This is a genomic window from Nostoc cf. edaphicum LEGE 07299, assembly GCF_015207245.1.
Classification (GTDB): Bacteria; Cyanobacteriota; Cyanobacteriia; order Cyanobacteriales; family Nostocaceae; genus Nostoc; species Nostoc edaphicum_B.
In genome coordinates this window covers 1-3,206 of record NZ_JADEXF010000763.1, presented here as the reverse complement: position 1 = coordinate 3,206, position 3,206 = coordinate 1, and the positions used below count along the sequence as shown (strand labels likewise).

3 protein-coding genes are annotated in these 3,206 nt (G+C 43.1%); 2 read left to right on the top strand and 1 reads right to left on the bottom strand.

Features of this window, described 5'->3' with window-relative positions; translation table 11 throughout:
- Positions 1 to 200 precede the first annotated feature (200 nt).
- Positions 201 to 563 carry a hypothetical protein gene (locus IQ229_RS20300; RefSeq protein ID WP_162398224.1) on the top strand — a complete coding sequence of 121 codons (363 nt, stop codon included), beginning with the start codon at positions 201 to 203 and terminating at the stop codon, positions 561 to 563.
- A 6-nt stretch (positions 564 to 569) separates the two neighbouring features.
- Positions 570 to 917 carry a hypothetical protein gene (locus tag IQ229_RS20295; protein ID WP_162398225.1) on the top strand — a complete coding sequence of 116 codons (348 nt, stop codon included), beginning with the start codon at positions 570 to 572 and terminating at the stop codon, positions 915 to 917.
- Between the two features lie 55 nt (positions 918 to 972).
- On the opposite strand, the gene IQ229_RS20290 is transcribed toward IQ229_RS20295, so the two are convergent.
- On the bottom strand, positions 973 to 3,206 hold a 2,234-nt coding region (locus IQ229_RS20290), incomplete at its 5' end, for a DEAD/DEAH box helicase (RefSeq protein ID WP_194046835.1).

Sequence of the window (3,206 nt, the reverse complement as noted above, 5' to 3'; positions counted from 1 at the left end):
GGCAACTCTTAGAGACGCTACGCGTAGCAAGCTTTTGAGTAAGGGTACGCCAAAGCCAACTCTTGGAGACGCTTTGCGTAGCTTGCAACTCCTGCGGAGTACGGCTAACGCATATCTTATTAAAACATTAATCGTTCAATGAAAATTATGGACGTTAAGATTAAACAAATTGTGTCCCAAATTCTTATGGAGTTTCTGGGATGAATAGTGGCTTAACTTATGAGCAAGAAACCTTTGTGCAAGATAGTATCCCTGTTAGATTGGGAAAATTGGCAACTAATTTAGCACGGATAAGTCAACTTTTCAGTGACTCTACGGATGAAGATGTGGTCAAAAGCTTGATTAGAGAGACTATGTATTTTATTGAGTGGATAGCCCCAGATATAGATATTGACAATGCTTTTGAGTTAGCAAATTTAGGAAGGTTTCTCACACGCTGGCTGTTTAAGTGGGAACAAGCCTGGAATAACACAGAAGCTAAAAACCAGATTATTCAAGAACTTGGTATTTGGTCAGACAGTGTTTTGCAAATGTCAAAATTACCTGCTGTACAACAATCCTAACTGATAATGACTCAATCCCAACCTCCATTACCACAACCCAAACTAGAATCTGCTGGTATTACCTCTGACCAGTATTTTGAATTTACTCCAGAAAAACTAGAACTGAGCAACGGATATTTGGGTTATGGTGGACAAGACCAACTTGGGTTTCATTTGTCTGTTCTCACCAACATGGGATTGTTGACAGCAGCTCAACATACAAATTTGTCACTGTGGCTAGAAGCACTCAAAAATGTGGTGAGGGAAAAACTACCAACTGTCAACGCCCAACCAGAAGTAGCAGAAGCAATGCTCAATCGATTTAATCGAGCGATTGCAGACTTGGAGGCAGTGATTGAGTATCTGGGACATTGACACTCTCTTGACTGCGAAACTAACGCAAGCGCTCGGTTTCACAGTCAGGAGAGTGTTAAACATCAGGTGTAGCGATCGCATCTAACAACAGTAATCCCATTTGCTTCAATAAAGCAGTGTTACCATCAGGGCAACCATGTTGAATTAGGCACTTGGCACAGCCAGTATCGCAATTGCAATCTCGTGCGATCGCCTTAGCAGCACTAGCAAGTTTTGGCAGATGTTTAAACACAGCCTCAGCCGCACCATTACCACCATCACTGGTATCATAGAAATAGCCTGTGTAATTGTTACTTTCCCCTAACTCCTTCACTACTGTAAAATTCACCTGTTTTGGGTCAACTCTAGCCACCAGCTGTAACGCTCTCATAATTTGATGCCCAAAGCTGTGGATAGCAATCAAGGTACTGGAATATTCCCACAACTGTTGATAGCCCGGTGGAATCGGTTCGCCACTGCGGGTTAAATTGGTTCTAGTTTCCAAGGCATTGTGCTGGAGGTATTCCCGCGCACTTGAATTAATCGCTAGTTTGACCATTGGTGCTGAAAATTGAGTACGGAAAGGCTGCTCAAACTTTTCTTCTGACAGGGTTTTCACAATTACAGCTTTGCGTGTGAGTTTGCTACAAAGCGGACAACGATGTTTTTTAGGTAGCGATTCCTTGTAGTTAAGACACCGCTTGTTCAAACAAGTCTGCTCATAGATTTGGGTCATTAAACTGTAACCACTGGTAATGTGTTTAACCTCACCAAAACTAAGTTCTAGGGTTAAGTATTCCTGACAGTCATCAACTTTACTGACTTGAGAAAACAGCAATGGTAACTTCACCGGATCTGTTAGCACTGTTAGGCTACTGGTTTCTGATTCTGTAACTGCAATTGTAAAAAGTGGGCTATCTGCTGTCTGTTTTAAAATTGCTTGCTTGCTGTTCAAGTCAAGGGAGATGCACTGATAAGTCAGCATTCGTCCATTGGCATCTTGTCGTTTGTAGATGGCTTGGGGATGGACTTCCCGGTGGGCAATATCTTCTGAGATTTCCTCCAGTTCTTCCCCAGATTCTGCATCTACTAGCTTGATGGTAGTTTGGGATAAGCCACCCCGAAAGTTAACATCTTTATGGGGATAACCCTTTGCCCACAGTCCATTACGACCTTTATTTAGATGCCCTTGGGCTAACAGGAGTTTTGCTACCTCGTAAGCTGCTGTGCCAAAGTAGTGCTTGATTTTATTAGTAGGAATACCAGTTTCTGCGGCTGCACACATCAAATGTTTAGCAGCAAAGATGGGATATTCGTCATTAAAGAATACTTCCTCAGCTTCTGGCGATACCAGCATTTCTGGATGTTCTGCTACATAGCAGTCAATGGGATTGAGAGCATTGGGAAGCAGCACTGTCAGTCCAGACTGAGAACGTCCGGCACGACCACTGCGTTGCTGGTATGCCATTTTGGAACCTGGCCAGCCACGCAAAATGCAACATTCTAATTCTGGTAGGTCAATTCCAGCTTCTAATGCTTCTGTGGCAATAATCCACTTGAGCGTGCCAGACTGGAGCTGGTCAACTACTTCTGCGCGACGCTCAGAAGTAATGCCACTGTAGAAAGCGGCTACTTGGTTTGATTTGAGTAATTCTGTTAGTTCCCGCACGCTGCGACGGGAGTTACAAAAGGCGATACCTGATTTACCTTGATTGAGCAAAAATTGAATTATCCGAGCGGTATCACCAGTCAGATTGTAACTAGGCTGAGTGATTATTATTTGTCTAGATGGTGAAGCTGCTCCACTTTTGCGAATCCAAATCAGGGGTTTAGGGTTGAGTTTAGTTGGTTTTAAACCGGAGATTTTCAGAGCCAGTTGTTTAGGATTACCACAAGTGGCACTCAGGAAGATAAATTGCAGTTTCTTGGAGTCACCACCGTAATGATCTACTGCTAGTTTAATGCGACGAATCAGCCAGGACATATTTGCGCCATAGCTACCTGAGAGGGTATGAGCTTCGTCAAGCAGTACATAGCGTAATCGCTGATAAAAGTTTGCCCAATGCGCGGATTTCCAGGCTTGCTTGAGTTGAAAGTGGATTAATTCTGGTGTGACACCTAAAATATGCGGTTCACTCTTGAGGATTTGTTCTCGTTTTTCTGATTTGACATCTCCAGTGATCATTGCCAGTATAGGTCTGGATTGTGTTGGTATGGTAGAGAGTAGTTCAGAGATTTTGTGGAACTGGTCTAGTGCTAAGGCTCGTAGTCCATAAAATGCTAATGCTCGATGTTCTTCATTTATACAAC